Annotated in this window: 27 protein-coding genes and 1 pseudogene; 12 read left to right on the forward strand and 16 right to left on the reverse strand. The window is 51.2% G+C overall.

Translation table 11 applies throughout. From position 1 onward, the window contains the following. Window positions 1–133: 133 nt before the first annotated feature. Window positions 134–448, forward strand: a complete 315-nt coding sequence (locus ACPUC8_RS01175; RefSeq protein ID WP_039334640.1) for a BON domain-containing protein — start codon at window positions 134–136, stop codon at window positions 446–448. Window positions 449–507: 59 nt separating this feature from the next. On the opposite strand, the gene ompW is transcribed toward ACPUC8_RS01175, so the two are convergent. Continuing rightward, entirely contained in the window at window positions 508–1140 is a 633-nt protein-coding gene (gene ompW, locus ACPUC8_RS01180) for an outer membrane protein OmpW (protein ID WP_494925468.1), read from the reverse strand. Window positions 1141–1343: 203 nt separating this feature from the next. On the opposite strand from ompW, the pseudogene ACPUC8_RS01185 reads away from it, so the two are divergent. The 4 genes and pseudogenes from ACPUC8_RS01185 to yciA all read left to right on the forward strand — a co-directional run. Then, window positions 1344–1445: pseudogene (locus tag ACPUC8_RS01185) on the forward strand (YkgJ family cysteine cluster protein); the annotation flags it as partial. Between the two features lie 27 nt (window positions 1446–1472). Continuing rightward, window positions 1473–2207, forward strand: a complete 735-nt coding sequence (locus ACPUC8_RS01190; protein WP_039334634.1) for a YciC family protein — start codon at window positions 1473–1475, stop codon at window positions 2205–2207. Window positions 2208–2266: 59 nt separating this feature from the next. Next, window positions 2267–2806 (forward strand): septation protein A, encoded by a 540-nt coding sequence (locus tag ACPUC8_RS01195; protein WP_039334633.1) that lies wholly within the window; start codon window positions 2267–2269, stop codon window positions 2804–2806. Between the two features lie 53 nt (window positions 2807–2859). Then, window positions 2860–3276, forward strand: coding sequence for an acyl-CoA thioester hydrolase YciA (yciA, locus tag ACPUC8_RS01200; RefSeq protein WP_039334631.1), 417 nt, complete (start codon window positions 2860–2862; stop codon window positions 3274–3276). A 53-nt stretch (window positions 3277–3329) separates the two neighbouring features. On the opposite strand, the gene tonB is transcribed toward yciA, so the two are convergent. After that, complete coding sequence (tonB, locus tag ACPUC8_RS01205; RefSeq protein ID WP_197063358.1) at window positions 3330–4052, reverse strand: TonB system transport protein TonB; 723 nt, start codon at window positions 4050–4052, stop codon at window positions 3330–3332. 205 nt (window positions 4053–4257) lie between these two features. Here tonB and ACPUC8_RS01210 point away from each other — a divergent pair, with 205 nt between their 5' ends. Then, window positions 4258–4554 (forward strand): YciI family protein, encoded by a 297-nt coding sequence (locus ACPUC8_RS01210; RefSeq protein ID WP_039334626.1) that lies wholly within the window; start codon window positions 4258–4260, stop codon window positions 4552–4554. A 3-nt stretch (window positions 4555–4557) separates the two neighbouring features. Continuing rightward, the gene (locus tag ACPUC8_RS01215; RefSeq protein ID WP_167347660.1) at window positions 4558–4728 is read left to right on the forward strand and encodes a hypothetical protein; all 171 of its coding nucleotides are present in this window, start codon (window positions 4558–4560) and stop codon (window positions 4726–4728) included. Between the two features lie 16 nt (window positions 4729–4744). Here ACPUC8_RS01215 and ACPUC8_RS01220 read toward each other — a convergent pair whose 3' ends face one another. Next, window positions 4745–4918, reverse strand: coding sequence for a YciY family protein (locus ACPUC8_RS01220; protein WP_153011410.1), 174 nt, complete (start codon window positions 4916–4918; stop codon window positions 4745–4747). A 162-nt stretch (window positions 4919–5080) separates the two neighbouring features. Here ACPUC8_RS01220 and cls point away from each other — a divergent pair, with 162 nt between their 5' ends. Both cls and ACPUC8_RS01230 read left to right on the forward strand, forming a co-directional pair. After that, window positions 5081–6541 carry a cardiolipin synthase gene (cls, locus tag ACPUC8_RS01225; RefSeq protein ID WP_494925469.1) on the forward strand — a complete coding sequence of 487 codons (1461 nt, stop codon included), beginning with the start codon at window positions 5081–5083 and terminating at the stop codon, window positions 6539–6541. Window positions 6542–6577: 36 nt separating this feature from the next. Continuing rightward, a complete protein-coding gene (locus tag ACPUC8_RS01230; RefSeq protein ID WP_196761379.1) occupies window positions 6578–6907 on the forward strand; it encodes an HI1450 family dsDNA-mimic protein in 330 nt (109 codons plus the stop codon). A gap of 56 nt (window positions 6908–6963) precedes the next feature. Here ACPUC8_RS01230 and oppF read toward each other — a convergent pair whose 3' ends face one another. The 7 genes from oppF to ACPUC8_RS01265 all read right to left on the reverse strand — a co-directional run bounded on the left by oppF (window position 6964) and on the right by ACPUC8_RS01265 (window position 15579). Further along, the gene (gene oppF, locus ACPUC8_RS01235; RefSeq protein ID WP_058969947.1) at window positions 6964–7968 is read right to left on the reverse strand and encodes a murein tripeptide/oligopeptide ABC transporter ATP binding protein OppF; all 1005 of its coding nucleotides are present in this window, start codon (window positions 7966–7968) and stop codon (window positions 6964–6966) included. Next, window positions 7965–8984 carry an ABC transporter ATP-binding protein gene (locus ACPUC8_RS01240; RefSeq protein WP_039334616.1) on the reverse strand — a complete coding sequence of 340 codons (1020 nt, stop codon included), beginning with the start codon at window positions 8982–8984 and terminating at the stop codon, window positions 7965–7967. The genes oppF and ACPUC8_RS01240 overlap by 4 nt, the downstream gene beginning before the upstream one ends. Window positions 8985–8995: 11 nt before the next feature. Continuing rightward, window positions 8996–9904, reverse strand: a complete 909-nt coding sequence (oppC, locus tag ACPUC8_RS01245) for an oligopeptide ABC transporter permease OppC (protein WP_039334614.1) — start codon at window positions 9902–9904, stop codon at window positions 8996–8998. Between the two features lie 15 nt (window positions 9905–9919). Then, the gene (gene oppB / locus ACPUC8_RS01250; RefSeq protein WP_039334612.1) at window positions 9920–10840 is read right to left on the reverse strand and encodes an oligopeptide ABC transporter permease OppB; all 921 of its coding nucleotides are present in this window, start codon (window positions 10838–10840) and stop codon (window positions 9920–9922) included. Window positions 10841–10921: 81 nt separating this feature from the next. Continuing rightward, the gene (gene oppA, locus ACPUC8_RS01255; protein WP_039334610.1) at window positions 10922–12562 is read right to left on the reverse strand and encodes an oligopeptide ABC transporter substrate-binding protein OppA; all 1641 of its coding nucleotides are present in this window, start codon (window positions 12560–12562) and stop codon (window positions 10922–10924) included. 159 nt (window positions 12563–12721) lie between these two features. Continuing rightward, the gene (locus tag ACPUC8_RS01260) at window positions 12722–14356 is read right to left on the reverse strand and encodes an ABC transporter substrate-binding protein (RefSeq protein ID WP_494925470.1); all 1635 of its coding nucleotides are present in this window, start codon (window positions 14354–14356) and stop codon (window positions 12722–12724) included. A 575-nt stretch (window positions 14357–14931) separates the two neighbouring features. Continuing rightward, window positions 14932–15579, reverse strand: a complete 648-nt coding sequence (locus ACPUC8_RS01265; RefSeq protein WP_039334607.1) for a YchE family NAAT transporter — start codon at window positions 15577–15579, stop codon at window positions 14932–14934. A 446-nt stretch (window positions 15580–16025) separates the two neighbouring features. Between ACPUC8_RS01265 and adhE the strand changes: the two genes are divergently transcribed. Beyond that, window positions 16026–18704 carry a bifunctional acetaldehyde-CoA/alcohol dehydrogenase gene (gene adhE / locus ACPUC8_RS01270; RefSeq protein WP_039334604.1) on the forward strand — a complete coding sequence of 893 codons (2679 nt, stop codon included), beginning with the start codon at window positions 16026–16028 and terminating at the stop codon, window positions 18702–18704. 51 nt (window positions 18705–18755) lie between these two features. Here adhE and tdk read toward each other — a convergent pair whose 3' ends face one another. Beyond that, window positions 18756–19376, reverse strand: coding sequence for a thymidine kinase (gene tdk / locus ACPUC8_RS01275; RefSeq protein WP_039334734.1), 621 nt, complete (start codon window positions 19374–19376; stop codon window positions 18756–18758). A 415-nt stretch (window positions 19377–19791) separates the two neighbouring features. On the opposite strand from tdk, the gene hns reads away from it, so the two are divergent. Then, the gene (hns, locus tag ACPUC8_RS01280) at window positions 19792–20199 is read left to right on the forward strand and encodes a histone-like nucleoid-structuring protein H-NS (RefSeq protein WP_039334602.1); all 408 of its coding nucleotides are present in this window, start codon (window positions 19792–19794) and stop codon (window positions 20197–20199) included. Window positions 20200–20298: 99 nt separating this feature from the next. On the opposite strand, the gene ACPUC8_RS01285 is transcribed toward hns, so the two are convergent. From ACPUC8_RS01285 to rssA, 5 genes are all read right to left on the reverse strand, one after another. Continuing rightward, window positions 20299–21303, reverse strand: a complete 1005-nt coding sequence (locus ACPUC8_RS01285; RefSeq protein ID WP_494925471.1) for an NAD-dependent epimerase — start codon at window positions 21301–21303, stop codon at window positions 20299–20301. 11 nt (window positions 21304–21314) lie between these two features. Beyond that, window positions 21315–22658 (reverse strand): UDP-glucose dehydrogenase family protein, encoded by a 1344-nt coding sequence (locus ACPUC8_RS01290; protein ID WP_058969515.1) that lies wholly within the window; start codon window positions 22656–22658, stop codon window positions 21315–21317. Window positions 22659–22681: 23 nt separating this feature from the next. Further along, a complete protein-coding gene (galU, locus tag ACPUC8_RS01295; protein WP_034828817.1) occupies window positions 22682–23590 on the reverse strand; it encodes a UTP--glucose-1-phosphate uridylyltransferase GalU in 909 nt (302 codons plus the stop codon). A gap of 193 nt (window positions 23591–23783) precedes the next feature. Further along, window positions 23784–24800, reverse strand: coding sequence for a two-component system response regulator RssB (rssB, locus tag ACPUC8_RS01300; protein WP_039334596.1), 1017 nt, complete (start codon window positions 24798–24800; stop codon window positions 23784–23786). Window positions 24801–24902: 102 nt separating this feature from the next. After that, entirely contained in the window at window positions 24903–25808 is a 906-nt protein-coding gene (gene rssA, locus ACPUC8_RS01305; RefSeq protein ID WP_039334594.1) for a patatin-like phospholipase RssA, read from the reverse strand. Window positions 25809–25904: 96 nt separating this feature from the next. Between rssA and ACPUC8_RS01310 the strand changes: the two genes are divergently transcribed. Further along, complete coding sequence (locus ACPUC8_RS01310) at window positions 25905–26360, forward strand: YchJ family protein (RefSeq protein ID WP_494925472.1); 456 nt, start codon at window positions 25905–25907, stop codon at window positions 26358–26360. Window positions 26361–26380: the final 20 nt, after the last annotated feature.

A 26380-nucleotide genomic window follows, 5' to 3' on the forward strand; every position in this document is an offset into this window, starting at 1 on the left:
CTCCACACTCCCCCTTCGTTACGTTTTTTAAACTTTTTCACACTCCGCGATTTGCTGATTCGTCCAGGTCAGACCACAATTAATTGCACCGTCTCGTTGCGGTGAAACACCATCTAAGACAGGGAGATAACCAATGAATTTTTTCAAAGTCGTTGCAGGATTTTTGATGGCTGCAGTTATGGCGCTGACACTCAGCGCTTGTGCGCCAACCGCTACACAGGAAGGGACCGGGGGTTACATTGATGACACGGTGATTACCACCAAAGTCAAAGCCCAGTTGCTGAATGACGATTCCCTGAAATCGACAGAGATCAACGTCGAAACCTTTAAGGGCAAAGTGCAGTTGAGTGGTTTTGTTAGCTCACCGCAGATGGCGAACCGTGCAGTGACGGTGACCCGCAGCGTGCAAGGGGTGAAATCTGTCGTCAACAATATGCAGATTAAGTAACCGTTAAGTGATGAAAACACGGGCGGCCCTTGGGTCGCCCGTTTTGCTTCTGACACAGGTTAGAAGCGGTAACCGACACCAAAGAAGAACACCCACGGATCGATACGCGTATTGATGTTCTGCTGCTCACCATTGGCTTTGAACTTCACCTCGGTATCAATATCCATGTACCACAGTGAGGCGTTCAGCATCCAGTCGCGGTTGATTTGATAATCCATCCCCACCTGACCGGCGATACCCCATGAGTCTTTAACGCTTAAGTCGCTTAAGCCTGCATCCTGGCCGGTCTGATTGAATTTGGCATCGTAGAAGGTGGTGTAGTTGATACCCACGCCCACGTAAGGACGCACCTGGCTTTTACTGTCAAAGAAGTAATACTGTGCCATCAGCGTAGGCGGCAACTGACGCACGGTCGCCAGGTTACCGGTTGCCCCTAATCCCACCTTATGGCGGAACGGTGTAGCAGCCAGCAGCTCTACGCCGATGTTGTCTGTCGCCATGTAGGTGAAGGTTAAGCCAAGCTGTGTATCGTTGCTGACGTTAAAGCCGCCCATACCCAGCACATTATCAGAGCCTTCGGTTGGACGGACGGTCGCGCTACCGGCGCGCATAAAGAAATCACCCGCTTCATGAGCCAGTGCCAGTTGAGGAATCGCCAGTGCCATCAGCAGCGCGCATTTTGCCAGTTTCATTTTCACTCCTTTGCCGAAAAGTAGGGTCTTAATGGGGTTGCGGCACAAGATCTAACCCTTTTTCAGTAAAAGATCATCTGTATCAATTCAAATTAATCACTTAAAAAACAATGAATTGATTCAGATCAATTTTGGCTTTGCGCGAGAATTAAAAAACCTGAAAATGCCGCCTGATACCGCCGTTTCCCATGCAGGTGCATTCAGGGCTTTCCCGACTTTTTCACCCTTCTTTACCTGTAATGACAGAAAGTTATGGGTTTGCGGGTGCCAGCCAGCCTGTAGAACATGTACAATCGCCAGGTTAATTAACCCGGTTCCATCAAGGAGAGTACATGTCTATCACGGCAAGCTCGTTATACCGTGACACAGGAAATTTTCTGCGCCATCAGCTGGTTACTATTGTGCTGATGGCATTGCTGACGTCATTTATTACGGTGATCGTCGGTCATGCATTAACGCCAGGTGAAGATCAGTTATCGCTGCTCAGCCAGGCCGATGACAGCGCAACCTCACTGTTTGAGCTGGTGCAGAATATGTCGCCGGATCAACAGCGCATCCTGCTACGCGCTTCGGCTGCTGGCACCTTTGCCGCCTTGATTGGCAATACCCTGCTGCTCGGTGGCATGTTGTGCCTGATCCCGTTGGTCTCTAACGGCCAGCGTGTCAGCGCCCTGCGTGCCATTGGCGCCTCAGCCCCCCTGCTGCCGAAGCTGCTGCTGCAGACCTTCCTCATTACGTTGCTGGTGCAAATCGGCTTTATGGTACTCATGGTGCCGGGCGTGATTTTGGCCATTTTGCTCTCACTGGCGCCAGTCATGCTGGTGAGTGAGAAAATGGGTGTGATTGGTGCCATGCGCGCCAGCATGAAGCTGGCGTGGAAAAACATGAAAGTCATCGCCCCCGCCATCGTGTTGTGGTTATTGGCTAAAATTGTGTTGATGTTCCTGGTCTCGTCACTCACCGTATTGCCGGTCAATATCGCTTCGGTGGTGATGAATGCGCTGGGTAACCTGGTGTCAGCCATTCTGATTATTTATTTGTATCGACTGTATATGTTGTTACGTTAACCACTCTGGCGCTCCCCGGAGCGCCTTAGCTGAACGATCCCGTCCTCACTGGAAACACTATGAAGCAGTTACTCGATTTTCTTCCCTTGGTGGTTTTCTTTATCTTCTACAAGCTGTACGACATCTTTGTCGCCTCTGGTGCATTGATCGTTGCCACTGGCCTTGCCTTGGTCGTGAGCTGGGTGCTGTACCGTAAGCTGGAAAAAATGACCATCTTCACCTTTGTGCTGGTGGCTGTTTTCGGTACGTTGACGCTGGTGTTCCACAACGATGAATTCATCAAATGGAAAGTCACCGTGATCTACTCCCTGTTCGCGCTGGCATTGCTGTATAGCCAGTGGTTTATGAAGCAGCCGCTGATTCAAACCATGCTGGGTAAAGAGCTCCAGCTGCCAGGCGCAGTGTGGCGTCGGCTGAATGTGGCATGGGCGATCTTTTTCCTCGCCTGCGGTGTGGTAAATATCTACGTAGCATTTTGGTTATCACAAGAGTTTTGGGTTAACTTTAAAGTGTTCGGTCTGACCGGCCTGACCCTACTGTTTACTCTGTTAAGCGGCGTGTACATCTGGCGACAGATGCCGCAACAAGAACAAAAATAAGCCATCCTGCCCGACACTGTCGGGCTTCTCTTCACCTGCAGAAGAATTGAGCAATGGACGAAAAACATAAATTGCCGCAAGGCGAGATGGTGTCGCGCACCCTGGCGATGCCAGCGGATACCAATGCCAATGGCGATATCTTTGGCGGCTGGTTGATGTCACAGATGGATATGGGCGGTGCCATCATGGCCAAGGAGATTGCAGAAGGCCGTGTGGTGACCGTTCGTGTTGATGGGATGTCGTTCCTGAAGCCGGTGGCTGTGGGAGATGTTGTGAGCTGCTATGCCCGCTGCATCCGCACCGGCAACAGTTCGATGACCATCAACGTCGAAGTGTGGATCAAAAAAGTGTCGTCTGAACCGATTGGTCAAACCTACTGTGCCACCGAAGCGGTATTCGTGTACGTCGCGGTTGATCACTCAGGTAAATCGCGACCATTACCGTCGGAAAAAGCGAACCTCGCTGAATAAATGCCATTAAAAAAGCGGTCATTGACCGCTTTTTTCTTCGTCCGCTTGCGACATTATTCGATGTTTGCGCCGCCGTTGATACGGAACACGATATTCATCGTCAATCCTTTACCTGGTCGACCCGGCTGATAACGCCACTTCTTCATCGCTTGCTTCACTTCACGCTCGAACATGTTGCGCGGCTCGGCTGAGAGAATTTCCACATTATCGACGCGCCCATCACTGTCTACATCAAATTGAACGCGCACGCGGCCTTCAACGCGCAGTGCGAATGCGCGGGCCGGATAGGCAGGCTTACTGACATTCATCGCTTTCGGGCCGTCAGAGACCGTTTGTGTCGGCGCAGGGTTGGCTTTCGGCGCTGTGGTCGGACGCGTCTGCGTCGTCGGAATATCCTGCTTGACCGGATTCTCCTGCGGTTTCACTTCTTTGCGCGGCTTCGGCTCGACCTTCTTCTCTACCTTTGGTTTCGGTTTAGGTTTTGGCTTCGGCTCAGGCTTGGGAATCGGCACCGGTTCCACTTTCGGCGGTTCTGGCGCGACTTCAGGTTCCGGCTCAGGCTCCGGTGGTGGCGGAGTGACCACGGCCGGTGCGGGCTCCGGCTGCACTTCGGGTGCCACCATGGTCACGCTGATCGGCTGGGATGCTTTCGGAACCTCAATGGTCTGATGAAACGATGCATAGAGAATGCCCGCGATAACCGAACCGTGAAGAACCACGGATAAAATCATAGCCACGGGGGTACGAGCAGGAAGAGGCGTAGTCAACGTCGTCATATCAGTCATATTCATTGAGTGAAGGGCAGATTTTAAATGCAAATAGCAATCAGTTTCAATAAGCGATGTGCAACCGATGACCAGAAAGTCTTTTTTTAACCCAAATGGCGCTCTGAGCCAGTGTCATTATCTTTCATTTGCACTCTGATTAACGATCACTTAACGTGTCTCGCAATTTCGGCAAGTCTAACGGGAGTACCCCATCGTGCTTTACGTCATTTATGCGGAAGATACCGCAGATTCACTGGAAAAACGCAACTCCGTACGCCCTGCGCATCTCGCGCGCTTGCAGTTACTGCAGGATGAAGGTCGTCTGATCGCTGCTGGCCCCTTGCCTGCTGTCGACAGCAACGATCCCGGCCCTGCTGGTTTTACCGGTTCAGTGATTATTGCTGAGTTTTCGTCTCTGGAAACGGCGCAATCCTGGGCCAATGACGACCCTTACATTGCCGCTGGCGTGTACGAGAAAGTAGCGGTGAAACCGTTCAAACGCGTATTCTAAAAGATGTGGCAGTCGGTTTTACTGTTGATCGCCGTGTTTGCGCTGATTGGCAGAGCAGTGTGGGTCTGGCGTCGACAGGGTTGGCGCCAGGCAAGACAGCACATCGTGATGCTGGTGGTGCTGGCCGCAGCTCTACAGATTGTTAACGTATCCCTGGTGTTACGCGGCGCTTAATGGCCGCGTAAGCCTTTCACATATTCTGGTTGATGAACAGAATAGAGCGGCGATGTTCCTGCGCCACCTGATGACGGATGGTATGGATACGTTTGTAGCGACGTGACTGCCCTTCCAGCCAGCGAGCACGACGGCGGTGTACCTGACGTAACATTCTCCAGCGTGCCACTTCATTTCTGCTTCGTTTCATCACATCCTCTCAGACAGGCTAAACTCGCCGGGCATTATAAAGATTTGATTGAAAATGCCAAATCGAAAGCTTCATTGAACTGTCATTCACGATTAAAGGTTTCACTAGTGCGGATCAGCACGTAAACTTTGCTCATCAAAGCGCGAACGGGATGTCCACTTAATGACCACATTTTATACCCTTCTCAGTTGGTTGCTGCTGTTTGGCTACTGGTTGCTGATTGCGGGTGTCACACTGCGTATTCTGATGAAACGCCGTGCCGTGACCTCTGCAATGGCCTGGTTGCTGATCATCTACATTCTGCCGCTGGTGGGTATCATCGCGTATCTGTCTTTTGGTGAGTTACACCTCGGTAAACGCCGTGCGGAACGCGCTCGCACCATGTGGCCTTCCACCGCCAAATGGCTTAACGACCTCAAACAATGTCGCCATATCTTTGCCACAGAGCACAGTGATGTTGCACGCTCGCTGTTTGATCTGTGCCGCCATCGGCAAGGCATTGCGGGCGTAAAAGGCAACCAGCTGCAACTCCTGACCAGTTCAGATGACGTAATGCACGCCCTAATCCGCGACATCCAGCTGGCACGTCATAATATCGAGATGGTGTTTTATATCTGGCAACCAGGTGGCCTGGCAGATGAGGTGGCCGAATCATTGATGGCCGCCTCGCGTCGTGGGGTACATTGTCGCCTGATGCTGGATTCCGCAGGCAGTGTGGCGTTCTTCCGCAGTCCGTGGGCCAACATGATGCGTAATGCAGGCATTGATGTTGTTGAAGCCTTACAAGTCAGCTTGCTGCGCGTCTTCTTGCGTCGTATGGACTTACGTCAACATCGCAAAGTGGTATTGATCGATAACTACATCGCCTACACCGGTAGCATGAATCTGGTCGACCCGCGCTTCTTTAAACAGGATGCGGGCGTGGGCCAGTGGATTGATCTAATGGCCCGCATGGAGGGCCCTGTCGCCACCACCATGGGGATTGTTTACGCCTGTGACTGGGAGATCGAAACCGGCAAGCGCATTCTCCCCCCGGCTCCTGATGCCAACATCATGCCGTTTGAGCAGGAAAGCGGTCATATCATTCAGGTTATCGCTTCTGGCCCCGGTTTCCCTGAAGACATGATTCATCAGGCGTTGCTGACAGCGGTCTATTCCGCGCGTGAACAGCTGATTATGACCACGCCCTACTTCGTGCCGAGCGACGACCTGCTGCATGCCATTTGCACCGCTGCGCTGCGAGGGGTTGAAGTCAGCATTGTGGTGCCTCGCCACAACGACTCCTTGTTAGTCGGATGGGCCAGCCGCGCCTTCTTCACTGAACTGCTCGAAGCGGGCGTGAAAATTTACCAGTTCGAAGATGGTTTACTGCATACCAAGAGCGTGCTGGTCGATGGCCAGCTCAGTCTGGTCGGGACCGTTAATCTCGATATGCGCAGCCTGTGGCTCAATTTTGAAATCACTCTTGTGGTCGATGATGATGGCTTTGGCAGCGATTTGGCTACCGTCCAGGATGATTACATCGCCCGTTCACGCTTGCTGGAGGGTGCGCGCTGGGCGAAACGTGCGTGGTGGCAGCGGATCGTTGAACGACTGTTTTACTTCTTTAGTCCTTTACTGTAAAACGAGCGAAAATATTACCGCCTCAGGCAAGCAGGAATGACTATGGATTTAAATAATCGCCTTACCGAAGATGAAACGCTGGAACAGGCTTACGACATTTTTCTCGAGCTGGCTGGCGATAATCTTGATCCCGCTGACATCATTCTGTTCAATCTGCAGTTTGAAGAACGCGGCGGCGCAGAGCTGTTTGATCCCGCGGAAGACTGGCAGGAACATGTCGATTTCGATCTCAACCCAGATTTCTTCGCGGAAGTGGTGATTGGTTTGGGTGAAGCAGACGGTGAACCGATTACGGATGTGTTTGCCCGCGTGTTGCTGTGCCGCGAGAAAGACCACAAGCTGTGCCACATTCTGTGGCGTGAATGATCTGCAGCCAAAGATAAAATAACGCCGGGCATCTGCCCGGCGTTTTTATTTCCAGCTTAAAGCGGATCGACCTTCAAACAGGATACCGCATGGCGGAAACTGCCCTCCAGCAACGGACGCGTTTTGGCACATTCCGGCCCGGCAATCGGACAACGCGTGCGGAACACGCAGCCCGACGGTGGATTGATGGGCGAAGGCAACTCCCCTTCCAGCAACTGGATCTGCTTATTCTTCTCCAGATCGGGATCTGGGATCGGCACCGCCGACATCAGCGCACGGGTATACGGATGTTGCGGGTTATTGTACACCGAGTCGTACGTGCCCAGCTCCACCGCATGGCCAAGATACATCACCAACACGCGATCGGAGATGTGCTTCACCACCGCCAGGTCGTGCGCGATGAAGATCAGTGATAATCCCATCTCACGCTGCAACTTTTGCAGCAGGTTAACCACCTGCGCCTGAATCGACACATCCAGCGCCGATACTGGCTCATCACAGATAATCAGTTTAGGCTCCAGGATCAGTGCACGCGCAATACCAATACGCTGACACTGTCCACCGGAAAACTCATGCGGATAACGGTTGATGAGGTTAGGCAACAGACCCACCTTCATCATCATATTCTTCACCTTATCCTTCACTTCCTGTTTAGGCATCTTCGGATAATAAGTGCGCAGCGGTTCCGCGATGATGTCACCGATGGTCATGCGTGGGTTTAACGAGGCCAGCGGGTCCTGGAAGATCATCTGGATATCGCTGCGCGCCTGACGCCACTCATCCTGACTTTGCCCCAGTAAATCGCGCCCCAGCCAGGCTACACGACCGTCAGTAGCTTTCACCAGACCGATAATGGCACGTGCCAGCGTCGATTTACCGCAGCCCGACTCACCCACCACGCCCAGGGTTTCACCCTCGTAAAGACGCAGGCTAACGCCATCCACCGCTTTAAGGGTTTTAGCTGGCTGCCAGAACCACTGCTTGCCGTCTTTAATCTCAAAATGCACCTTAAGATCGGCAATTTCCAGTAAGACTTTCTTCTCTTCGATGATGGTGCTCATACCAATTCCTCCACCGGTTTGAAGCAGGCACGCAGTCGACCTTCAGCAAAAGGTTCCAGCGGCGGCGATTTCGCGCATACGTCCATAGCATAGGCACAGCGCGGCTGGAACGGGCAGCCCTGCGGCAAGCGCAGCAGGTTCGGCGGGTTGCCAGGAATGGTGGTCAGTGACTCCCCTTCTTCCGCATCCAGACGCGGCACGGCGCTCAGCAGGCCGATGGAATAAGGATGCGCTGGTTGATAGAACACATCGCGCGCGCGACCGTATTCCATGGTCCGACCGGCGTACATCACCAGCACTTTGTCACAGATGCCAGCAACCACACCGAGGTCGTGGGTGATCATGATGATGGCAGTATTGAATTCGCGTTTCAGCTCGTTCAGTAATGTCATGATCTGCGCCTGCACCGTCACATCCAGCGCCGTCGTGGGCTCATCCGCAATCAGCAACTTAGGACGGCACAGCAACGCCATGGCGATCATCACGCGCTGACGCATACCGCCAGAAAACTCATGCGGGAACATCTTCATGCGTTTACGCGCTTCCGGCATTTTTACCGCATCCAGCATGCGTACTGACTCTTCAAACGCCTGTGCACTGTTCATGCCTTTATGCAGTTTGAGCACTTCCATCAACTGCTCGCCCACGCGCATATACGGGTTAAGCGAGGTCATCGGATCCTGGAAAATCATCGCAATCTGCTCGGCACGCAGTTTGTTCAGTTTGTTCTCCGGCAGGTTAAGGATCTCTTCGCCGTTGAACTTTGCCGAGCCGCCAATACGGCCGTTTTTCGCCAGTAAGCCCATCAAAGCAAACGCGGTTTGCGATTTACCCGAACCTGACTCACCGACAATGCCCAGGGTTTCCCCTGCGCGCAGTGAGAAGTTAAGATCGTTGACTGCGGTCACATCACCATCGTGCGTGCCAAAGGTCACGCGCAGGTCTTTGACGTCCAGCAACAGGTTACTGTTTCCCGCACGCGCAGCCATGGCTGGCTGAAATTCATGAATAGTCATCGGGAAACTCCTTAACGATCTTTCGGGTCGAGGGCATCACGCAGGCCATCGCCGATAAAGTTAAAACAGAACAGCGTAACCACGAGGAAACCCGCCGGGAACATCAGCAACCATGGCGATACTTCCATGGAGTTGGCGCCATCACTCAGTAGCGCGCCCCAACTGCTCAGGGGTTCTTGCGTACCCAACCCCAGGAAGCTGAGGAAGGATTCAAACAGAATCATGCTCGGTACCAGCAGCGAGGCATATACCACCACCACGCCTAACACGTTCGGCACAATATGACGCAGTACAATGTTGAAGGTGGAAACGCCACCCACTTGCGCCGCTTCAATAAACTCTTTGCGCTTCAGGCCCAGTGTTTGTCCGCGCACAATACGCGCCATATCCAGCCACGACACCATGCCGATGGCGACGAAAATCAGCAGGATATTACGGCCAAAGAAGGTCACCAGCAGGATCACGAAGAACATAAACGGGAAGGAGTTGAGGATCTCCAGGATACGCATCATCACGGAGTCGATCTTGCCACCGAGATAACCCGCCAGCGAGCCGTAAAGCGTGCCGACCAGCACCGCGATCAGGGCTGAGGCAATCCCGACCATGAGTGAGATACGTCCGCCAATCGCCACACGCACCAGCAGATCGCGTCCTGAAGAATCCGTGCCAAACCAATGGCCAGATACCGTATCCGGAGCAGCGGACATCATGCCCCAGTCGGTGTCATCATATTTGAACTGTGACAATACCGGTGCAAAGACCACAAACAGTGTGATCACTAACAGCACCAGCAAACTGATCAGCGCGGCGCGGTTATGGATGAAGCGACGACGCGCATCCTGCCACAGGCTGCGCCCTTCGACTTCCAGTTTTTCACTGAAGGCATCCAGAGCTTCGCTGTTTTTCTTACTTAACATCATGGGCGAACTCCACCATCAGTAACGGATTTTTGGATCGATCACGGCGTACAGCACATCAACGATCGCATTAAACAGAATGGTCAGCACACCGACCAAAATGGTCAGACTCATCACCAGCGAGTAGTCACGGTTTAACGCGCCGTTAACGAACAGCTGGCCAATGCCCGGCAGACCGTAAATGGATTCGATCACCATCGAACCGGTGATGATGCCGACAAATGCCGGTCCCATATAGGAGAGCACAGGGAGCATGGCGGGCTTGAGGGCGTGGCGTAAAACAATACGACGCAGCGGCAGCCCTTTGGCGCGCGCGGTGCGGATAAAGTTAGAGTGCATCACTTCAATCATCGAGCCACGCGTAATACGCGCGATGCTGGCGATGTAGGCCAGTGACAATGCCACCATCGGCAACAACATATAATTCCACTGACCGCCGTTCCAGCCGCCGCCGGGCAACCAGCGCAGGGTGATGGCGAAGACCAACACCAGCAACGGCGCGACGACAAAGCTGGGTATCACCACGCCCGTCATGGCCACCCCCATCACCGCATAGTCCCACAGGCTATTCTGCTTGAGCGCGGCAATCACGCCAGCGGTTACCCCCAGCACCACCGCCAGGAAAAACGCGGCCAGGCCCAGTTTGGCTGAAACCGGGAAGGCATGGCCGACCAAATAGTTGACTGAGTAGTCTTTGTATTTAAACGATGGGCCAAAATCGCCATGTGCCAGCTGTACCAGATAACTGACATACTGCTTACCGATGGGATCGTTGAGATGATATTTGGCTTCGATATTCGCCATCACTTCAGGCGACAGCGTACGCTCGCCGGTAAACGGACTGCCGGGTGCCAGTCGCATCATAAAGAAGGAGATGGTGATCAAGATAAAGAGCGTCGGGATCGCTTCCAGAAGCCGACGCAGGATGAATTTTAACATTGCCGTACCTACCAGGCTGTTGCTTCACAAAGTCAAAAAGGCGGTGCCGCAGCACCGCCACTGTCGATAGCCTGAGTGCTATTAATGTTTAATGATATACAGGTTTTTATCGAGGGTTTTATCCAGCGGATCGTTGCCGGTGTAACCACCCACATACGGTTTCACCAGACGCGCGTTCACGTAGTAGTAAACAGGCACGATGGTGCTGTCTTTATCCAGGATCTGCTCAGCTTTCTGGTAATCCGCAACACGGGCTTTATCGTCTACCGCTTTCACCGCATCGTGGATCACTTTATCGAAGTCTGCGCTCTTATAATGTGAGGTGTTACTGCTGCTGTCAGACAGCATGATGTTCAGGAACGACGTCGGTTCGTTATAGTCTGCGCACCAGGCGGCACGGGACACATCGAAGTTGCCCTGATGACGGGTGTCCAGGAAGGTCTTCCACTCCTGGTTTTCCAGCTTGATGTTCACGCCAATGTTTTTCTTCCAGATAGAAGAGGCGGCAATGGCTAACTTCTTGTGCAGATCGGAGGTGTTGTACAGCAGGTTGAAGGTCAGTGGCTTATCTGCGGTATAACCCGCTTCGGCCAGCAGTTTCTTCGCTTCTTCATTACGCTTGTTCTGATCCCACTTGAACCAGTCTGGTGGCAACAGTTCCATGCCATCGGTAGCCGGAGGCGTGAAGCTGTAAGCAGGCAGTTGGCCTTGCGCCAGTACCTTGTTAACCATGATGTCACGATCCAGACCCAGTTTCAGTGCGGTACGCACGCGTGGATCGGTGAACGGCGCTTTCTGGTTGTTGATTTCATAGTAATAGGTGCAGAGGTATGGCTTCACCATCAACTCTTTGCCGTTGTCACGCTGCAGCTTTTTGAACAGCTCAATCGGCATGTTGTTATAGGTGATGTCGCTGCCGTTCTCAGAGAAGTAGCGGTTGACGTCACTGACTTCGGAGTTGATTGGCAGGAAGGTCACTTTGTTCAGCACAGTATGCGCGTTGTCCCAGTACTCTGGGTTACGCACGATGGTCACGCGCTCGTTAATTACGTGAGATTCCAGCTTAAATGCGCCGTTGCCCACCCAGTTCTGTGGCTGCGTCCACTGGTCGCCAAACTTATCAATAGCAGGCTTATACACTGGAGACATCACTGAGTTGATCAGCAGCTTATAGAAGTAAGGGACTGGCTCACTCAGGGTCACTTGCAGAGTGTGATCGTCGAGCGCTTTCACGCCCAAATCAGTGACAGGTTTTTTACCCGCGATGATGTCGTCAACGTTCTCGATATGGCCGTACTGCGGATAGCTGGCGTAAGGAGAGGCCGTTTTCGGATCGACCAGACGCTGCCAGCTGTACACGAAATCTTGTGCGGTGACAGGCTCACCGTTAGACCATTTGGCGTTCTTACGCAGGTGGAAAGTCCAGACTTTGAAATCTTTGTTTTCCCAGCTTTCCGCCACGCCCGGAATCGGCTTGCCATCGCTGTCGCTGATGATCAGACCTTCGTACAGGTCACGGGCGATGTTATCTTCCGGCACACCTTCAATTTTATGCGGGTCCAGTGACTGAACTTCGTCACCATTGCCCCGTACCAGTTCCTGTTTTGCTGCCAATTCAACGCCTGCTGGTACTGTCGCTGCCAGCGCGGCATTCCCTGCCAGCGCGCCGATTGCTGCAAGAACGCCAGCGGCAATCAGGCTTTTTTTCGTGATGTTGTTCATTATTACGCTCCAGTTTTATTATCGTCACCGGGTCGGTCAACCGCCCAGCGTACCCCGTTTCCGGGAGATCTCTGCCTGTCTGAACAGAGATCACTACCACCCTTCAGGGTTTACTTCAGTAACGTGCCGCCCGACTGTAGCGCCGGATCGGCTCATTACTCAATGTTTCTTTATGTAATAGTATTTCAATGCCAGCATATCCTGCGGATCTTTACCGGTGTAACCCCCTACCCAAGGCTTCACCAGACGCACGCTCACCCGGTAATAAACCGGAATGATGGCGGAATCTTTATCCAACTGGGCTTCAGCTTGCTGATACAAGGCCGCACGCTGAGCGTCATCGGTTACGGTCAGGGTTTGCGCCATCAATCTGTCAAACGTATCGCTATGATAAAACGCGGTATTGATCGATGACCCACTCAACAGCATATTGAGGAATGTGGAGGGTTCGTTGTAATCCGAACACCAGGTTGCGCGCACCACGTCGTACTGTGCCTGGCGGCGCGTTTCCAGCAGCGTTTTCCACTCCTGATTCTGTAACGTGACCTTGGCGCCGAGGTTTTTCTGCCACATCGAAGCCGCGGCAATCGCCTGCCGTTTATTCTGCTCCGAAGTGTTATACAACAGCGTGAATTGCAGTGGGTGCTGCGGCGTGAATCCCGCTTCAGCCAGCAATTGCTTCGCACTGGCATTGCGCTCCGCTTGCTTCTGCTTCGACCATGCTGGCGCCTCAGGCGTGATCCCGTGCGTGAACGGCGGCGTCAGGACATATGCTGGGATCTGCCCCTGCCCCATGATTTTGTCGGCGATGATGTCACGGTCGAGGGTTAGCTTGAGTGCGGTTCTCACACGGGCATCAGTGAACGGCGCTTTTTTATTGTTGATTTCGTAATAGAAGGTGCAAAGCAGTGGGCTGACTTTTACCTGCTCACCCAGATCTTGCTGTAATTTCTTAAACAAGTCTGGTGGCACAACGCTATTGGTCATATCCGAGCCGCCACTGCGGTAGCGATTAATATCGCTATTTTCAGACGTGAGCGGCAGTAATATGCCCTCATCAATTACCGTGTGAGGGTTGTCCCAGTAACGTGGATTACGCTTGAGAACGATTTTCTCATTGACCACCCAATCAGCCAGCGTATAGGCACCATTCCCTACATAGTGTTGAGGCTGAGTCCACTGCTCACCCCATTTCTCAATGGCAGTACGGTACACCGGCTTCATCGCGGTGTGGGCCAGCATGTCGATAAAATAGGGAACGGGTTCTGAGAGAGTGACCTGAAGATGATGGTCATCCAGCGCCTTGACGCCCAGTTCAGTGGGAGAGGCTTGACCGGCCAGAATAGAATCAATATTGGCGATATGGGCGGCTTGCAGGTAACTGGCATAAGGTGATGCCGTTTTCGGGTCGGCCAGGCGCTGCCAGCTGTAAACGAAATCTTGCGCAGTCACAGGCTCGCCGTTGCTCCACTGAGCATTGTCACGCAAAGTAAACGTCCAGATACGGCCATGATCGTTGCGCCAGGAAGAGGCCACACCCGGAACAATTTGCCCGTTATTATCCGTCTCTACCAATCCTTCCAGTAAATTTCGAATCACATTGGACTCGGGCACACCTTCGGTTTTTTGCGGATCTAACGAGGCGACTTCGCTGCCATTGTTAATCACAATGCGCTGTGTTTCTGCCAATGGCACGCCCGCTGAAACTTCTGCTGCCTGACTGTGTGCAATTATCCCCGACAAGCAGAGCGCCAGGAGAGAAGGCGCCGCTTTTTTCGCTGCCATGCTTTTCATCAACAAATATCAACCTTAAAACATTAACCCGCTAGCGAGTAAGCAAGAAGCGTACTCATTTGACACCAGCGGATAAAAAATTTGCGATGTGCCGAAAATTATCAGAACAAATGCCCGCACGCCAAAGCCAAACAGCAAAAATGTTAGCTGATTCTCTTTTATCACGGACATGCCCACAGTAAAAGTGTTAATTTTTACACTAAAAAATCAAATAACTTAATGATATTTATAAGTAAAATGCATTTTTTGCGGGAGTTTTGTACAAGGGCAATTTTCAAGAGTACAAAATCGAAATTCATCTGTATTAGCAATCTTTAACGACACAATAAATTGATTATGGCGATTAAAGCCTTATATAAATTTCGTGAAAAACAGGCGTTAAAGAAAAAAACACTGTGACAATTATCACAAAGATAAGTGATAAAAGTGGCGGTGAGAGAAGTAATAGTAGCAAAAGTGATGCTGGAGAGGCTCTATTAAGCGAGATGAATATTTTCACCCTATTGGTGCAAATAATTCACAGATTGCACCAATATGGATCAAGGCAGGGTTATTGAAGAAAAATAACCTTTCCTTTAATTGAGCAAGCCTGGGAAAATGGCTTTCATTCCGGTGACCACAAATTCAATTCCCAACGCCATCAATAGCAAACCCATTATACGGGTAATAACGTTAATGCCGGTTTGCCCTAACACGCGCACCATTAATGGCGCTGCACGGAACAGCAACCAACAACAAAATGCAAAAATGGCAATGGCAATGGTAAAACCGATCAAATTCGGCCAACTGTGATAGCGCGTGCTCCAAACGATAGTAGAGCTGATAGCACCGGGCCCCGCCATCAAGGGTAACGCTAATGGAACCACACCAATGCTCTCACGTATCGCCGTCTCTGACTTCTCCTGCTTGTTCTGCTTGTCCTCGCCCAGCTTGCCACTGATCATCGACATCGCAATGGTCACTACCAGAATGCCACCAGCAATACGGAATGAGTCGATAGAGATACCAAACAGATGCAGGATTGCATCCCCCAGGAACAGTGACGTCCAGAGAATGATCGCCACAGCCAGATTCGCCGTGAAGTTGGTTTTATTTCGCTCAGCAGCGGCTTGATAGCTGGTCATGCTGATGAACACCGGGATGATGCCCACGGGATTGACCAAGGCAAACAGACCGACAAAAAATTTAATATAGCCGGAAAAATCAAGTAGCACAGGATTCAAAGTGAGCTCCGGAAAATGTGTGTTTAAAAAAACGCGCTTAATGTAGTGCAAAAGCCCGATGAAAAACCAGTGGGTCAGGCAGAAATTTATGCTGCCATTTTTGCCAGAATCCAGTTTATTTATCTGCGGTTAGCGTCCAGTGCACACCCTTCATCAAATCCGTCCCGGCCAGAAGCCTCGCGAAAGTTACTTTAGTTGCGAAAGTCAGTGCTGAATGGTGTCAGCTTGGATGCCAATTGATCTGCATCAAAATTCAGCTACCTCATCGGGGGTAATCTTACCGCATCGAAACTTGTTACAGAGACACAGGCTTCTTGACCAGGAAACCCTTTTAGTAAGCAACGGCAAATCACCGCCATCCTGAGCAACGTATAAGCATAGCGCGACTATACTTCTGAACTCAGGCTTGTTTACTAAAAGAGTTTAACTTCCTTCAGGAGAGTACTATGGCCGTTACTAATGTTGCCGAGCTTAATGCACTGGTTGAGCGTGTTAAAAAGGCACAGCGTGAATTCGCCAATTTTAGCCAAGAACAAGTTGATACCATTTTCCGCGCTGCTGCACTTGCCGCCGCTGATGCCCGCATCCCCCTCGCTAAGATGGCTGTTGCCGAATCCGGTATGGGCATTGTTGAAGATAAAGTGATCAAGAACCACTTCGCTTCAGAGTACATCTACAACGCCTATAAAGATGAGAAAACCTGCGGTGTGTTAGACACCGATGACACTTTCGGCACCATCACTATCGCCGAGCCGATTGGCCTGATCTGCGGTATTGTGCCGACCACTAACCCAACCTCTACCGCTATCTTTAAAGCACTCATCAGCCTGAAAACGCGTAACGGCATTATCTTCTCACCGCATCCACGCGCCAAAGACGCCACCAACAAAGCAGCGGATATCGTGCTGCAGGCGGCCATTGCTGCCGGTGCGCCGAAGGATATTATTGGCTGGATTGACGCGCCTTCTGTCGAGCTGTCTAACCAACTGATGCACCATCCAGACATCAACCTGATTCTGGCCACCGGTGGCCCAGGCATGGTGAAAGCCGCCTACAGTTCAGGTAAACCAGCAATTGGTGTGGGTGCCGGTAACACGCCAGTGGTGATCGATGAGACCGCGGATATCAAACGTGCAGTTGCTTCAATTCTGATGTCCAAAACTTTCGATAACGGCGTTATCTGTGCGTCTGAACAGTCCGTCATTGTGGTTGATTCTGTCTACGATGCCGTTCGCGAACGCTTCGCCACCCATGGCGGATATCTGCTGCAAGGTAAAGAACTGAAAGCGATTCAGGACATCATCCTGAAAAATGGCGCACTTAACGCCGCCATTGTGGGTCAACCTGCTTATAAGATTGCTGAACTGGCCGGCATTAGCGTGCCCGCCTCGACCAAAATTCTGATTGGTGAAGTGAAGCTGGTTGATGAATCTGAGCCTTTTGCGCATGAAAAACTGTCACCGACGCTGGCCATGTACCGTGCGAAGGATTACCACGATGCGGTAGATAAAGCAGAGAAACTGGTTGCCATGGGCGGTATCGGTCACACCTCTTGTCTGTACACTGACCAGGATAACCAGCACGAGCGCGTGCACTACTTCGGCGACAAGATGAAGACGGCACGTATCTTGATTAATACCCCGGCTTCACAAGGCGGTATCGGTGACCTGTACAACTTCAAACTTGCGCCATCATTAACGCTGGGCTGTGGTTCATGGGGTGGTAACTCCATTTCTGAAAACGTGGGACCTAAACATCTCATCAACAAGAAAACCGTGGCCAAGCGAGCTGAAAATATGTTGTGGCATAAACTTCCGAAGTCAATTTACTTCCGTCGTGGCTCACTGCCAATTGCACTTGAAGAGGTCGCCACTGACGGTGCAAAACGCGCCTTTATCGTGACTGACCGCTTCTTGTTCAACAATGGCTATGCGGATCAGGTCACTCGCGTACTGAAATCCCACGGTATCGAAACCGAAGTCTTCTTTGAAGTGGAAGCTGACCCAACCCTGAGCATCGTGCGTAAAGGTGCGGAGCAGATGAACAGCTTCAAACCGGATGTGATTATCGCCTTGGGTGGTGGTTCACCGATGGATGCCGCGAAAATTATGTGGGTGATGTACGAACATCCAGAAACCCATTTCGAAGAACTGGCACTGCGCTTTATGGATATCCGTAAACGCATCTACAAGTTCCCGAAAATGGGCGTAAAAGCGCGCATGGTGGCGATTACCACCACGTCCGGCACGGGTTCAGAAGTGACTCCGTTTGCGGTGGTCACAGACGATGCGACCGGTCAGAAATATCCATTAGCGGATTATGCCCTGACGCCTGACATGGCGATTGTCGATGCTAACTTAGTCATGGATATGCCGCGTTCCCTCTGTGCATTTGGAGGTCTGGATGCCGTAACCCACTCACTGGAAGCCTATGTCTCAGTACTGGCCAACGAGTACTCTGACGGACAAGCCCTGCAAGCGTTGAAACTGCTGAAAGAGAACCTGCCAGCCAGCTATCGCGAAGGTGCCAAAAACCCCGTTGCGCGTGAGCGTGTGCACAATGCGGCCACCATTGCCGGTATCGCCTTTGCTAACGCCTTCCTGGGCGTGTGTCACTCAATGGCGCATAAATTGGGCTCAGAGTTCCATATCCCACATGGCCTGGCTAACGCCCTGCTGATTTGTAACGTCATCCGTTATAACGCGAATGATAACCCAACTAAGCAGACGGCATTCAGCCAGTATGACCGTCCACAGGCTCGCCGTCGTTATGCGGAAATTGCCGACCACTTGGGCCTGAGCGCCGAAGGTGACCGCACCGCACAGAAAATTGAAAAACTGCTGGCATGGCTGGAAGAGATGAAAACCCAGTTGGGTATTCCAACATCCATTCGTGAAGCGGGCGTACAGGAAGCGGACTTCCTGGCGAAAGTCGATAAACTGGCAGACGATGCCTTTGATGACCAGTGTACCGGTGCTAACCCGCGCTACCCACTGATCGCTGAACTGAAACAAATCATGCTGGATACCTTCTACGGCCGTGAATTCTCAGAGTCAGAGAGCGCTACTGCTGAACTCGTCGATGAGAAAGCGGTGAAAGTTGAGAAGAAAACCAAGAAAGCATAAGTTGTCATAAATAAAAAACCCGCTGCGGCGGGTTTTTTTATGTTGGCATGATCAAACCGGAGAGGAGTGTGAGCCGTAAATGGCTTTCAACGAACCTTCATCTATCGCTTGCTTATAGTGTTTACGGCACACCGAAATATAGCGTTCGTTGCCACCAATAACCACCTGCTCACCTTCGCTGAAAGGTTTTCCATTGGCATCCAGGCGCAACACCATACTGGCTTTGCGACCACAATGGCAGATGGTTTTTAGCTCAACCAGTTTATCCGCCCACGCCAGCAAATATTGGCTCCCCACGAAGAGTTCTCCGCGAAAATCGGTGCGTAGTCCATAACACAATACCGGAATATCCATATTGTCGACCACATCAGACAAGGATCTTACTTGTTCACGCGTCAGGAACTGGCTTTCATCAACCAGAACGCAATGAACCGGTTGCTTCGCGTGTTCATCCGCTATTTGCTGGTCTAGTTTCGTTTGAGCGTTATATAAAAAGGCGGGAGACGAAAGACCAATACGTGAACTAACCTTACCCGCACCAAAGCGGTCATCTATCTCGGCGGTATACACTAATGTCCGCATGCCACGCTCCTGGTAGTTATAGGAAGACTGTAGCAAAGCCGTTGATTTCCCCGCGTTCATTGCGGAGTAATAAAAATAAAGTTGAGCCATGTGCAAAATCTCATCGCAGCGCAATTCAGATGTCGCGCAGTCTACCATAAACGCGCGATCCTGTAGCGATGCATTATTTTTATCGTTTGTTCAAATTAACGCCATTAATGACTGAGTGATTCAGTCTCAGCCTTAAACCGCACGTTTTGACAAAGAAGGTCGTGTGCTGACATTTTATTCAACTTTATTACCGCTAAGTGTAAGGATTCGGGCATTGCACTGTTATGAAGCAGGAAAAATCAAGGTGGTAAAAAAACAGAGAAAGTTAAATATATTTTGCAGGTCGCTTTAAAATGGCATTCCTGACTTTTACTTTACGTTTTACATTTTAATCTGGCTATTGCAGTTATTTTTTCGCCCCACTATTATGAGTCGGCAGAACAATTCCCATTTATTATATTTTGAGATTAGGACAATGAGCGAAGCACTTAAAATTCTTAATAATATCCGTACATTGCGCGCGCAAGCTCGGGAATGCTCTCTGGAAACACTGGAAGAGATGCTGGAAAAACTCGAAGTTGTGGTGAATGAGCGTCGTGAAGAAGAGACGCATGCACAGGCGGAAAATGCAGAACGTAGTCGCAAGCTGGAACAATACCGTGAAATGCTGATTGCTGATGGTATCGATCCAAACGAATTGCTGCAGGCGCTGTCAGAGACCAAAGCACCAGGAAAAGCCAAGCGTGCTGCGCGTCCAGCGAAATATTCCTATGTTGATGAAAACGGTGAAAACCGTACCTGGACTGGTCAGGGCCGCACGCCAGCAGTGATTAAAAAAGCCATCGAAGAACAAGGCAAACAACTGGACGATTTCCTGCTGTAATCACGCCAGAGCTTCGCATTGTGAAAGGCAATAACGCTGTTTCACTTTACACCGGGTAAGAAAAAGGAAGCCACTGGCTTCCTTTTTTATGCTGCGCTGTTACTGGTAAAAATCGCGATACCAATCCACAAAGTTTTGTACGCCAATCTCTACACCCGTTTGCGGGCGGAAATTAATCGCCTCATACAACGGCTGCGTATCGGCGCTGGTGCCAGGCACATCACCCGGTTGCATAGGCAGCATGTTTTTGTTCGCCTCAATACCCAACGCTTTCTCCAGTGATTCGATATAGGTCATCAGGCTGGTTGGCTGGCTATTTCCGATATTGTAGACGCGATAAGGTGCAGAACTTGATGCAGGAGAGCCCTGTTCTACGGTCCAGCTTTCGTCGGCCTGCGGAATAACGTTTTGCAGGCGCACAATCGCTTCAGCGATATCATCAATGTAGGTAAAGTCACGCGTCATTTGCCCGCGGTTATATACATCAATTTGCTCACCAGCCAGCATGGCACGCGTGAACTTAAATAGCGCCATATCGGGACGGCCCCATGGACCATAAACAGTGAAGAAGCGTAAACCGGTAGTAGGTAACTGATACAAATGTGAATAGGTATGCGACATCAATTCATTAGCTTTTTTGGTGGCCGCATACAATGAAATAGGATGGTCAACTGAGTCATCAGTTGAAAAAGGCATTTTACGATTCAGTCCATACACGGAACTGGATGAGGCATAAAGCAGGTGGCCAATTTTATGGTGACGACAGCCTTCCAGAATATTCAGATGGCCAATTAAATTGGCATCCGCATAGGCGTGAGGGTTTTCAATGGAATAACGCACCCCTGCCTGGGCACCCAAATGAATAACGCGCTCAAAGCCGTGCTGGGTAAACAGAGAAGAAATGGCCTGGCGGTCTGCCAGGTCCATTTTGATGAAAATAAATTCAGGGTGCTGAAGGATCTGATCCAGGCGAGCCTGTTTAAGGCTGACGTCATAATAGTCATTCAGGTTGTCTATACCGACAACCTGGTGACCGGCGGCCAGCAAACGCTGACTTACATGAAATCCAATAAACCCTGCCGCGCCGGTGACCAGAAACTTCATACTTCCCTCATTTATTCTACGATTTGGATTGACGCTCCGCGGCCAATTGCATAATAAGTAAAGCCGCGTTTGCTGATACGTTCCGGATCATACAGGTTACGACCATCAAAAATCACGGGTTGTTTTAACGCGGTTTTGATAACGTCGAAATCTGGTGCACGGAAATTCTGCCATTCAGTACAGATTACTAAGCCATCTGCGCCCTGAAGTGCAGCTTCTTTCGTGCCCGTCAGCTTCAGGTCGTCACGATGACCATAGATGCGTTGGGCTTCTTCCATCGCTTCTGGGTCAAATGCCTGAATAGTCGCACCCGCTTCCCACAGCGTTTCCATCAGCACACGGCTGGAGGCTTCACGCATGTCGTCCGTATTGGGTTTGAAGGCCAGTCCCCACAGTGCAAACGTCTTGCCGCGCAAATCGTCGCCAAAATGGCGCTTGATAAAGCTTGGCAGTTTGTTTTTCTGCGAGTCGTTCACATCTTCTACCGCCTGTAACAGGCGCGGCGTGTAACCAATAGACTCAGCAGTACGAATCAGCGCCTGCACGTCTTTCGGGAAGCACGAACCACCGTAGCCACAGCCAGGGTAGATGAAGTGGTAACCAATGCGTGAATCCGATCCAATCCCCTGACGCACTTTCTCAACGTCGGCTCCCAGACGTTCTGCCAGGTTTGAGATCTCGTTCATAAAGCTGATTTTGGTGGCCAGCATGCAGTTTGCCGCGTACTTGGTCAGCTCTGCACTGCGGATATCCATCAAAATCATACGGTCGTGATTACGATTAAACGGCTCGTAGAGTTCACGCAGCAGTTCAACCACATCATCGTTATCGGTACCCACGACAATACGCTCAGGACGCATACAATCGTTTACTGCAGCCCCTTCCTTGAGGAATTCAGGGTTAGAAACCACATCAAACGGGATGTTAACATCACGTTTTTGCAATGTTTCTGTCATCACTGCACGCACGCGATCCGCCGTCCCGACAGGCACTGTGGATTTGTCGATAACGACTTTATGATCGCTCATGTGCGCGGCAATGGTGCGCGCAACTGCAGTCACATATTTCAGATCGGCAGAACCGTCTTCATCCGGCGGGGTTCCCACTGCAATAAATTGCATCACGCCGTGGTTAACACCCTCTTCTGCATTGGTGCTGAACTTCAGGCGGCCCGCTTCATAGTTAGACATCACCAGCGGCGTCAAACCCGGTTCGAAAATCGGAATATGGCCTTTTTTCAGGTTTTCGACTTTCTTTTCATCGACATCAATACAGAGAACGTCATGTCCGACTTCAGCTAACACTGCAGCCTGAACCAGACCGACATAGCCGATACCAAATACAGTGACTTTCATTGAATTATCCTGTGTTTAATGAATTACTTTTTGTTGCCTACCGCGCCTTCAAGCCATTGAGTAAAGTCTTTACCCAGCACCGGATGACGTACACCGTACTCAACAAAAGCTTGCATATAACCCAGTTTGTTACCGCAGTCATGGCTCACACCGGTCAGGTGGTAAGCTTCTACGGTCTCTTTTTCCATCAGCATGGCGATGGAGTCAGTCAGCTGAACTTCGCCACCTGCGCCCGGAGGGGTTTTTGCCAACAGCGGCCAGATATCCGCTGACAGCACATAGCGACCGACAACCGCGAGGTTGGAAGGTGCTTCAGACGCTTTCGGCTTCTCAACGACACCCACCATTGGCGCGCTCTGGCCTGGGGCAAGGTCGGCACCTTTGCAGTCAACTACACCGTAAGCGGTCACGTCGGCTACTGGCTCAACCATGATTTGACTACGACCGCTTTCTTCATAACGCGCCAGCATTTCTGCCAGGTTGTCTTTAGTAGGATCGGATTCGTATTCATCAATAATCACATCCGGCAGGATGACCGCAACTGGCTCATCACCCACCAGTGGATGTGCACACATCACTGCGTGGCCCAGGCCTTTTGCAATACCCTGACGAACCTGCATGATGGTGACGTGTGGTGGGCAGATAGACTGGATTTCATCCAGCAACTGACGCTTAACGCGTTTTTCCAGCATAGATTCCAGTTCGAAACTGGTATCAAAATGGTTTTCGATGGCGTTTTTAGATGAGTGGGTGACCAGCACAATCTCATTAATGCCCGCAGCAATACACTCATTCACGACATATTGGATCAGCGGCTTATCGACCAGCGGTAACATCTCTTTTGGAATAGCTTTGGTAGCAGGCAGCATACGCGTACCCAGACCCGCAACCGGGATTACCGCTTTTTTTACTTTAGACTTATAGGCAGACATCTAAATACCTCTCTTCATAGGCCGTTCAAGTTAATACTTGATATGTCGGTTTAAAAACGAAATGAGTATATCAGTTACTATCAGACGGATTTATCCTGGATGGAGTTAATCCGCGGAATTTAAGACTATTACCCAAGTGTAAAGCTTACCCTTGGCCCTGTCTCCAACCCGCGAAAAATATAAATCCAACCGCTTATTCTTCAGCCGAAAGCATCAGGCGAAGCCTGCCGCCCGCGCCCCACACATGGCATTGCCAGGCATCGGCACGTTGGCTGATTTGATTGAGGTGCGTGCTGCCCATAGTACCAAGCGGCACGCCATTACTGAGTTGAATCTGGTGGGTGTTGATGTGCAACGTTGCGTTAAGTCCAGCGGAGACCAGAATCAGATTTTTCAGCTGACGATGGTAGTAACCGACCAGTAATGGGAACTGCCCACTGAGATTGGCCTGACGCAGCAGCATGTTGACCTGCCTGAGCAAGCCGTTCAGTTCTGGCAGACGTTGATTCTGCCCAGAAAGTTGTTCCTGTAACAATCCATTGAACAATGCGCGCAACAACAATGCCGCCAGTACGCCGTTATCACCCGCGCGGGTGACGTCCAGGCAGTAGAAGGCGAGATCCTTGTCCGATAGCGCAGCAATATCCAGCACCAGACCCGGCTGCTCCGCCATCGTCAGTTGACGATAATTAATCCGGCAGTTGGCAATGGTTTGTTGCACTGGAGGCTGCAACTGTTTGAGCAGTTTAGACGCGGCTAGCGGATCGCGGACCAGCGCGTCCCAGTCCTGGAACAACTGTTCATCTTCTTCAACTTTTGAGGTGAACATCGAAGGATAAAGACATTCATAAACCGCTTCACGGAAACGTTCGAGGTCTTTAAGAGGTTTAAGCAACACATCCTGCACGCCAAGCCGCAGCACATGCGCAATGTCGGCCATATTCTGCGTGGCGGAAATGATCAAGATAGGGACGCTATTGCCGCGACTGCGGATGCGCTCAACAAACTGAATGCCGCCCATACGCGGCATTTCCAAATCGCAAATCACCAGATCCACCGCCTGCGCTGACAGCAGCGTTAAGCCATCCAGGCCATCGCCGGCTTCCAGCGTACTGGCGCCCAGACCCGCCAGCATGTTGTCCAGTAATGAACGGAAAACGACCTCATCTTCGACAATGAGTATTTTTTTGCCGATTAGTGGCTTTTCCATTCTCTCCCCCTGTGTACCAGATATTTCAATAGTGGTTCATAAAACGCAGTTGCGCCTTTCAGAATTGACTGAAGTCGCAAAAGCTGTGAATGAACAACCTGATTATCTGCCACGGACCAGCGGTAATAGTTCATCCATTTTTTTCTCAACAGCGGCTTTACCTGCCGCGATGGCTTCTTCTGCACGATGAAAATCCAATGTGGATATCTGCGGACAAAACGGTTGGATCAGGACATCCGGCGGATCCCCTGCCATGCGATTACGCTTCAAACGGTTTTCCAGTATCTGGATCGAGGTTGACATAATCTCCATCGCACCCGGCGTTTGATTGGCCCGGCGATGCGTCAATCCCAGAATGCGCTGGCGCAGTTTCTTGCCCCAACTGAGGGCTTCAGCGGCGGCTTCTTCTTCACCGCTTTGTGGCGTGACCGACAACAGATCCTGCTGCATCAAATGCGCGTCATGTTGTAGATCAACCGCGATAACAATGTCAGCGCCGAGTGCACGCGTGAGCGAAATCGGCACCGGATTCACCACCGCACCATCCACCAGCCAGTAACCATTGTAGCTAACCGGAGGTAACAGGCCTGGCATGCTGCATGACGCGCGAACCGCCTGGTGGAGATCACCCTCCGTTAACCATAGCTCACGCCCGGTACTTAAATTTGACGCGACAACACCAAAAGGTTTGTCGCACCCTTCGATAAATTCATTGGGAATCAACTGGCGAATATGGCTAAACACGCGGTCGCCGCGTAACAATCCTCCGCGCTGCCAGGAGAGATCCATTAAGCGGATGACGTCCCAATAACGGAATGCACTGACCCATTTCTCCATCAGACCGAGTCGGCCATTCACGTAAGCTGATCCCACTAAAGCACCGACAGAACAGCCAGCAACCACGTCAACTTCAATCCCGGCGCGCTCTAAAGCATTGATAACACCTATATGCGCCCAGCCTTTGGCAGCACCTGAACCCAGAGCCAGCCCAATTCTTACCTTTCTCATCGCACCTCGTGATTCATCTGGTACGTAGCATCACACTCAGCAGTCGGCTACCATAGCGCACACGTTAATTTAGTTTAATCACTCACAGGAGATGACGTGTCCGAAAAGTGCCCCTGCTGCAGCGGAAAGCAGTATAGCTCATGTTGCCAACCCTTTCTGAGTGGCCATGATATCCCCACCAGCGCTGAACAATTGATGCGGTCACGTTATACCGCCTATGTTGAGAAAAATGCCGCCTATCTGGCATCGACCTGGCACTCCAGTCAGCGCGTGGCTGACCTTGAGACGCTATTATCCGAAAGTTTTTCCAACACCGAATGGCTGGGTCTGAATGTAACCCGTTGTATTAATGGAAACCATGTTAATGAAGCCTTTGTGACCTTTTTTGCGCGTTACCGCGAAAAAGAGCGGACTTCAGCCATCTATGAATGTTCACGCTTTCTTCGTGAGGATCAACGCTGGTACTATGTAGACGGTACAACGCCGGAATTAGGGCGTAACGATCGCTGTCCTTGTGGCTCCGATAAAAAATACAAAAAATGTTGTGGCTAATCTGGACAGATGCACAACGG

Source organism: Pantoea sp. CFCC18177 (genome assembly GCF_059412425.1).

Bases quoted from the DNA above. Each gene is read 5' to 3' on its own strand.
- cls (WP_494925469.1), top strand. From the start codon at position 5,081: ATGACCACATTTTATACCCTTCTCAGTTGGTTGCTGCTGTTTGGCTAC.
- ACPUC8_RS01240 (WP_039334616.1), bottom strand. From the start codon at position 8,984: ATGACTATTCATGAATTTCAGCCAGCCATGGCTGCGCGTGCGGGAAAC.
- ACPUC8_RS01285 (WP_494925471.1), bottom strand. From the start codon at position 21,303: ATGAAGTTTCTGGTCACCGGCGCGGCAGGGTTTATTGGATTTCATGTA.
- oppA (WP_039334610.1), bottom strand. From the start codon at position 12,562: ATGAACAACATCACGAAAAAAAGCCTGATTGCCGCTGGCGTTCTTGCA.
- ACPUC8_RS01290 (WP_058969515.1), bottom strand. From the start codon at position 22,658: ATGAAAGTCACTGTATTTGGTATCGGCTATGTCGGTCTGGTTCAGGCT.
- rssA (WP_039334594.1), bottom strand. From the start codon at position 25,808: ATGAGAAAGGTAAGAATTGGGCTGGCTCTGGGTTCAGGTGCTGCCAAA.
- tdk (WP_039334734.1), bottom strand. From the start codon at position 19,376: ATGGCTCAACTTTATTTTTATTACTCCGCAATGAACGCGGGGAAATCA.
- oppF (WP_058969947.1), bottom strand. From the start codon at position 7,968: ATGAGCACCATCATCGAAGAGAAGAAAGTCTTACTGGAAATTGCCGAT.
- adhE (WP_039334604.1), top strand. From the start codon at position 16,026: ATGGCCGTTACTAATGTTGCCGAGCTTAATGCACTGGTTGAGCGTGTT.
- ACPUC8_RS01195 (WP_039334633.1), top strand. From the start codon at position 2,267: ATGAAGCAGTTACTCGATTTTCTTCCCTTGGTGGTTTTCTTTATCTTC.
- galU (WP_034828817.1), bottom strand. From the start codon at position 23,590: ATGTCTGCCTATAAGTCTAAAGTAAAAAAAGCGGTAATCCCGGTTGCG.
- ACPUC8_RS01220 (WP_153011410.1), bottom strand. From the start codon at position 4,918: ATGAAACGAAGCAGAAATGAAGTGGCACGCTGGAGAATGTTACGTCAG.
- tonB (WP_197063358.1), bottom strand. From the start codon at position 4,052: ATGACGACGTTGACTACGCCTCTTCCTGCTCGTACCCCCGTGGCTATG.
- oppB (WP_039334612.1), bottom strand. From the start codon at position 10,840: ATGTTAAAATTCATCCTGCGTCGGCTTCTGGAAGCGATCCCGACGCTC.
- hns (WP_039334602.1), top strand. From the start codon at position 19,792: ATGAGCGAAGCACTTAAAATTCTTAATAATATCCGTACATTGCGCGCG.
- ACPUC8_RS01175 (WP_039334640.1), top strand. From the start codon at position 134: ATGAATTTTTTCAAAGTCGTTGCAGGATTTTTGATGGCTGCAGTTATG.
- ACPUC8_RS01190 (WP_039334634.1), top strand. From the start codon at position 1,473: ATGTCTATCACGGCAAGCTCGTTATACCGTGACACAGGAAATTTTCTG.
- rssB (WP_039334596.1), bottom strand. From the start codon at position 24,800: ATGGAAAAGCCACTAATCGGCAAAAAAATACTCATTGTCGAAGATGAG.
- oppC (WP_039334614.1), bottom strand. From the start codon at position 9,904: ATGATGTTAAGTAAGAAAAACAGCGAAGCTCTGGATGCCTTCAGTGAA.
- ACPUC8_RS01230 (WP_196761379.1), top strand. From the start codon at position 6,578: ATGACTATGGATTTAAATAATCGCCTTACCGAAGATGAAACGCTGGAA.
- ACPUC8_RS01215 (WP_167347660.1), top strand. From the start codon at position 4,558: ATGTGGCAGTCGGTTTTACTGTTGATCGCCGTGTTTGCGCTGATTGGC.
- ACPUC8_RS01260 (WP_494925470.1), bottom strand. From the start codon at position 14,356: ATGAAAAGCATGGCAGCGAAAAAAGCGGCGCCTTCTCTCCTGGCGCTC.
- ompW (WP_494925468.1), bottom strand. From the start codon at position 1,140: ATGAAACTGGCAAAATGCGCGCTGCTGATGGCACTGGCGATTCCTCAA.
- yciA (WP_039334631.1), top strand. From the start codon at position 2,860: ATGGACGAAAAACATAAATTGCCGCAAGGCGAGATGGTGTCGCGCACC.